The organism is Acidithiobacillus sp. TH-A35 (genome assembly GCF_057473505.1).
The window spans coordinates 1-6,254 of sequence record NZ_JBYCKR010000173.1; the positions used below are offsets into that span (position 1 = coordinate 1).

Genomic DNA, 6,254 nt, shown 5'->3' on the forward strand with positions numbered 1-6,254 from the left:
TATCTACTCCCTGCCCCCAGAAGAGCCTGCAGGAATTCGTTCATAGCAAACTCCATGACCCTCCATGAACCATGGTCACTGGTGTCTCTTGCAATGGCACCAAGGGCAAGGTGGTAGGCATTATGTAATTGCACCAGATGGCTATCGTCCCCATACCCAAAACGATGCAATACGCTATGGCCGCGACACAGGCGACCATCCGTCAAGGACGCAATGTCAAGTTGTGTAGAATTGATTAGTAACATATTTTTTATGGCAGCATGCAATTTCAGGGTGCCGGCATAAAGACCGAACAGACTGACCGGTTGTGTGCCTGTATCGACGGCATAACTAGAGAGAAACTGCTGCAGACTGGTCAGCGGCAAGGGCTTGGATATCGCATATCCCTGCAGATAGGGCACACCTGTTGTGAGCATGGCACCGAGAATGTCCGATGTTTCCACTCCTTCAACTACCAGGTCCAGTTGCAGTTCTGAGGCCAGATCCTGAATGGTTCGGACGAAATGCAAGTCTTGCGGTCTTTCTCCGAGAAACCGGACAAAGCCTTGATCTAGTTTGATCTCGTCAATAGGGAGTTCTTTTAGACGTAAGAGGGAGGCATAGGCGCTACCCACATCATCAAGCGCCAGGCGAATGCCCATCCCTTTAATGTCATGCAAGACGGATAGCGCTACGTTGCGCTCCAGAAAATCGCTGCCCTCCAGAATCTCTAGGGTAATCCGTTGAGGGTCCACCCCACTGGCGCCGATTACGCCTTGCAGACAGGGTACACAATTCCCGCAGAATGACTCCGGAGCAACGTTGAAGGATACCCACAATGGCCACCCCAGATTATCCAGCTTTTTCAGGTCTTCCAACGCCTGAGTGAGGACCATACTGCTGAGATTACTCAGGTCGTTGACCGACAACTGAGGCAAGAATTCTGCCGGATACAGGATTTTGCCATCGTCATCCCGCAGCCGTGCCAGTGCTTCCACACCCACCACTTTGCGGCTGCCGCCACTCAGAACCGGTTGATACCAGACCTCCATGGCGCCTTCGCTCAATAGCCGTTGAGCTGGCGTACGCTGCCGTTCCCGTGCTGCATTTTTGTCACCGAACCTCCAGAAGTGCTCTCTATCCGCCTTATGGGACTTGCTCTCATAGAGGGCGTGGTCGGCGCTGCGCAGCAGTTGGTCACCCGTTTCTTCTTTCCCGAAGGGATACAGGGCGATCCCCATGCTCCCACTGATCTGGACGATCTCGCCATTGTTCAGTGGGATAGGGGTATTCATGGCTTCTTCTACCTTGGCGAGGATCGGGGTGAGATCATTCGGCCCAGAGAGGTCTTCCACCAGAAGCACAAACTCATCACCTCCTAGGCGAGCCACAAAGTCCGACTTACGCAATGCCTCCGGCAATCGCTTCCCCAGGGTCACGAGCACCGCGTCACCCGCTTCGTGGCCATAGGCGTCGTTCACAGGTTTAAAGCCGTCCAGATCCAGCATGCACACCGCCAGCAGCTTGCCATGCCGCTCTGCGCGGGCCATGGCTTGCTCCAGTTGTTCTTCCAGAAACCGGCGGTTTGGCAAATGCGTCAGCATATCATGGCGTGCCAGGTTTTCGATTTCTGCTTTTGCCTGTTCCAACTCGCGCTGTTCATAATATCGGCTCAGCCCCAACCCCAAGCTGGTAGCTAGCTGTTTCAATGTTTCCTGTAATGATCGCGTGAAGTGCTGAATTTCTTCGCTCTCGATCACCAGCACAGCAAATGGGATTTCCCCTCCACCCACAAACACGGGGATGGCCATAACGCTGCGGACTCGGTCAAATACACTACGGTCATCGCTGACATCTTGCGTCAGGGCCGATGAACTTGGATTCAGCGGGCCTTGCTGAAGCCCCGTACGGAACACCTCACCAGCCACGATAGTGGGGCATATTCCTTGCACTGGATATCGTAAGGGTACGGCTCTATCGGACAACGGATCGTCGTCCGTATCTGCCATCGCCTGTATGGTCAAAAACGCGCCTTCCAATTCTCTGGTAATGACATAGGCCCCAATTGCCTCCGTCTGCACTACCACATTATCCACCAGCCGTTGGTACATGGCCTGAAGGTTGTCCTGGCTCAGGAGATCCCGCTGAACCAGCAAGGTGACGGCCTGATATTGGCGCAGGCGTATCAATTGGCGAAGCAGATTTTGGGTAAACCAGCCGACGCCGCCAATCAGCAACAAGGCGAACAATAAAATAGGCAGCCGTTCCCGTTCGGCCCGCCAGAATACCTGACGGGCCGACAATGAGGCCCATTGCATATGTAACATTCCTGGGTGTCCTGGTACAGATATGGCCACCGTGCCGACGGGTATGGGTGAATGGGGCTCCGGCGGCGCCCAATGACCGCTCTTCCGAGAGGAAATCACCTGGCCTTGCGGATTGGTGAGCAGGACGATATGGGGAGAGGTGGAAAAGTCTGTCCGTATGGCTTGCTCCAGCACGGTGGCCTGCCAAAAGGCGAGGCCGAGAAACGTTACGCCCAGCGCTACAAAAAAGACGTTGCTCCACCACAGCATCCGCCGGTCCGGCTGGGACAGAAATCGTTCAGATGCGCTGGTCAGGAAGCCTCGGAATCGATCAGAAATAGACTGCCATGGTGAACCGGATGCAGGTCTGGTGGGCATTTTTTCGGTACTCCTGTGTCGCTGAGCACGTCGCCATTCTGCAGCGCATTGTATCATGTAAGGCAAAATTTAACTTCTCTCTCATTGGCCGACCGTTTTCGAGAGTCTTCAGATGGCGGTGATTGTTGCACAGTAAATCAAAGGGTTGCAATTATCGAAAACCATTCTCAAAAGACTGCTACGGTTTACAGTCATGGTGACGAGTTTCGAGGGATTGCTGGGCTGTAATCCGGTATCGGCGGCCGTGTCGGCCACCAGGTGAAGAACGCCTCTACCAAGGGCTTGGCTTTGGTCAGCCGGACATCCTGCTTTTTGGCTTCTTTCAGTCCCCGATCCCGAATCTCGGCTTCCAGTTGCAGCGGGGCCGGCTTTCCTTTACTTGATGAGGGATGCACGTTTCTCAACGCCCTCGAGGATCGGGACCAAAGTCGCTTCAGGCGCACCCGCCTTGGCGGCGAGCGCCTCGACTTCGGCAAGAGCCGCCTCGATCCGGGCAAGCAGGCCGGAAAAGATGCCGTCCATATCCTGCTTGCCCAGGCCCGCCGCCTGACCGGTCTGGTAGAAATGCCTCGATTGGATGTCCATGATGCGGTAATGGCGATTCTTGCCAACCGCCATGGCCAGTTTGATCTTGTGCGGCGAGAGTTGCGGATAGGGTGAAGCCGACATCACGTCATAGAGCGGGGTGAGCTTGTAGCCACCCGGCGTGAGAAAGACGGAGAAATTCTTGGCGTGCCCATCGATGGCCGCCAGAAGCCAAAATACTATCTGCGCCGCCATAAAGCGCAAGCGGTCTTCCCGAGGCGCAACTGCCCCGTTGAGAAACGCGAGAATGTCCTCAATACCCGGTCCGCCGTCAGCCTGATATTTGCGCGTCGGGGATACGCCCAGCGCCTGACAAGTATCCTCCTGCGGCAACCGATACAGGACCCCGTCTTGCCAAAGCCTGTCAAAACGCTCGACCACTAACACCGGCTTTCCGCCAAACAGCAATACTTTTGCATTCGCCGCTTCCAGACCCAAGGCACGGCAGAGCTCCAGGCACAGCCACTCGTTCCACGACGTATCGGAAAAGTCCGCACTGTTCCGGCCTTTCATGAGGGCCGGCTTGAAGATGTGCGAGGTCGGCGTCGGGCCAAGGGGGAGATTCCACTTTCCATCGATATTCAGGAAGGCGGTTTTCTCCTGCACCCCGGCAATCGAGATGCGGAAGTCGTCTTCCTCAGCATTAATGCCGAGTGGTGATGTCCCGAGTGCTTCGAGCCGCGCCGCGATTTCCTCGTCCGAGACCGGCCTGTAGATCATCTTGGTCGAATCACCGGGATCCATCTCTTCGGGGATGAAACGCAAAGCGCCGACGCAATCTCGCCCAATGGCGGCGAGCAAGTCGAATGTCCCGGCACTCTCAGCATGTTCGCGCGATGCAATCTTGTCCCGGACTGTGGAATCGTCAGGCAGCAGGCCGTCAAAAAAACTACTGACCGTCATCCCGCTCCAGGGCCGGTCGGATAGTGGCATCGAGAGGGAGATCGGAAAAGCGCGCTCGGAAGCCAGCCAGGCTGGGTCATACCGAAACAGGGTGGAGCCGTCGGGAGTGCGGAAGTAGACCCCGACCTTGGTGGAGCCGACATAGACCCGTACGGTCCGCGCTTTGCGCTTGCGCCCCATCCTCAATACTCCGTCGGATTGAATTCGGCCTTGCGGCGTGGCACCAGCGCCAAGTCCATGTCGAGCGCGGCCAGGACCTTGAGAAAAGTGTCTGCGCGTGCGCTATTGGCCCCGTTTTCAAGATTGGAGATAAGGGCCTGCCTTACCGAAGCCATGCTCGCCAGATCGACCTGACGCAGTTTTCTTTTCAGGCGTTCGGCCCGAATGGCTTCCCCAAGCTCTCTACTGTTCCTGATGGTCACGGTCATGAAAAACGCCTCTGCACATTCGATATACCGAATAAAAGCAGTATATACGATAAAGAAGATAATATCAATTTATGCGTTTTATCGTATGTCAATCAGCGACTATGATCGGTCATTTGTGATTGAGAAACAGCGTCAAGGTTGACCACCAAAGATCAGGGCATGATGCGGTAAATCTTGTTTCCGTTCATTCAGATAGTGAACTTCATGATCTGTCGTTGCGTAGTAAGCACTTGGGGCTGATACATGGTCATTGCTTGACCCTGATTGACAGCAGCAATATTGATAACATCGTGCGCTTCTGATAGTTTAGCGGCTTGATATTGTATTTGTAAGTAATCACTGTAACTATCTGGTCAAGGCGGTTGTTTGTAACTAATTGAAAGTAAATATTAAATATGAGTGGAGGGCAGAATCCCACCCTCTCCGCCAATCACCGTCCATCAGCGGACAGTCTCAGGTTTTTCTATGGCGACAAAGATCGGTCCCCTCGCAGTGGTAGCTGGTGAACCCCGTCAGGCCCGGAAGGGAGCAGCGGCAGCCGGTGATCCAGGTGCCGGGGTGCGGCTGGTTGGCGTCGCCACCCTATATTTCGGGCGCGCATGAGCGCCTACCTCGCGCTTGCCCGCCGCTGGCGGCCACAACACTTTGACGATTTTGTAGGGCAAGGGGCTGTGGTCGCTGCCTTGCGCCATGCCCTTGATTCCGGTCGCATTCATCATGCTTTTCTGTTCACCGGGACGCGGGGTGTCGGTAAAACGACCTTGGCGCGGCTACTGGCTAAGTGCCTGAACTGTGAGCGTGGTGTTAGCAGCAATCCTTGCGGAGAGTGCAGTGCCTGTCGCGGCATCGCCGCGGGAAATTTTGTTGATCTGCTGGAAGTGGACGCGGCGAGCCGCACCCGGGTGGATGAAACCCGTGACCTGCTGGACAACGTGCAGTACGCGCCTACGGTGGGTCGATACAAGGTGTACCTTATCGACGAGGTACACATGTTGTCCACGCACAGCTTCAATGCGCTGCTGAAAACCCTCGAAGAACCGCCGGAGCATGTCAAGTTTCTGTTGGCGACTACGGATCCGCAGAAACTTCCGGTAACCGTACTCTCCCGCTGTCTGCAGTTTAATTTGCGGAGGCTGGATATTCCGCAAATTCAGGGACGATTGCAGCAGATCATGGCGGCCGAGCAGCTACCTGCCGAGGATGCCGCACTGCAGATATTGTCCCGCGCTGCTGATGGGAGCCTGCGCGACGCCCTGAGTTTGCTGGATCAGGCCATTGTTCATGGTGGTGGCGTGGTTCAGCGTGATGGCGTGCTCGCGATGCTGGGGCGCAGCAGTGACGACGCAGTGCTGGGTCTGGTCGAAGCGTTGGTGGACCGGGATGCTGCGCAGGTATTTGCCATACTGGATGATCATCTGGCGCGAGGCATAGATGGCGCCGGCCTGCTCGATTTGGTCATAGAGGGCATGCACCGTCTTAGCTTGGCACAATTTCTTCCGACTGATCCGGAGGGTGATGGTGCGGAGGTGATCGTGCGCCTGCGCGAGCGGATCAGCCCGCTTATTCTGCAGTCCTGGTATTTTTTGCTGCTCTCGGCACGACGTGACTTTGCGCTTTATCCGGACCATCGGATGGCACTGGAAATGGCTTTTCTGCGGGTGTTGAGTTTTTCCGG

Annotated in this window: 4 protein-coding genes and 1 other RNA gene; 2 read left to right on the forward strand and 3 right to left on the reverse strand. The window is 55.6% G+C overall.

Annotation, left to right across the window (positions count from 1 at the left end; translation table 11 throughout):
• From AC2VNK_RS06065 to AC2VNK_RS06075, 3 genes are all read right to left on the reverse strand, one after another.
• The coding region (locus tag AC2VNK_RS06065; RefSeq protein ID WP_486883177.1) for a putative bifunctional diguanylate cyclase/phosphodiesterase at nucleotides 1–2,555 on the reverse strand (2,555 nt) is incomplete at its 3' end.
• A gap of 483 nt (nucleotides 2,556–3,038) precedes the next feature.
• Nucleotides 3,039–4,331 (reverse strand): type II toxin-antitoxin system HipA family toxin, encoded by a 1,293-nt coding sequence (locus AC2VNK_RS06070; RefSeq protein ID WP_486883178.1) that lies wholly within the window; start codon nucleotides 4,329–4,331, stop codon nucleotides 3,039–3,041.
• A 2-nt stretch (nucleotides 4,332–4,333) separates the two neighbouring features.
• Nucleotides 4,334–4,579: a helix-turn-helix domain-containing protein gene (locus AC2VNK_RS06075; RefSeq protein WP_014028899.1), complete on the reverse strand. Its 246-nt coding sequence runs from the start codon at nucleotides 4,577–4,579 to the stop codon at nucleotides 4,334–4,336.
• Nucleotides 4,580–5,055: 476 nt separating this feature from the next.
• On the opposite strand from AC2VNK_RS06075, the gene ffs reads away from it, so the two are divergent.
• Together ffs and dnaX are read left to right on the forward strand one after the other, a co-directional pair.
• Nucleotides 5,056–5,152: signal recognition particle sRNA small type (ffs, locus tag AC2VNK_RS06080), an RNA gene on the forward strand.
• 26 nt (nucleotides 5,153–5,178) lie between these two features.
• Nucleotides 5,179–6,254, forward strand: a 1,076-nt coding sequence (gene dnaX / locus AC2VNK_RS06085) for a DNA polymerase III subunit gamma/tau (RefSeq protein ID WP_486883179.1), incomplete at its 3' end; no start/stop codon positions are given.

What these genes read in the sequence shown, in the direction of transcription:
- AC2VNK_RS06075 (WP_014028899.1), bottom strand. Translation starts at nt 4,579, where the DNA reads ATGACCGTGACCATCAGGAACAGTAGAGAGCTTGGGGAAGCCATTCGG.
- AC2VNK_RS06070 (WP_486883178.1), bottom strand. Translation starts at nt 4,331, where the DNA reads ATGGGGCGCAAGCGCAAAGCGCGGACCGTACGGGTCTATGTCGGCTCC.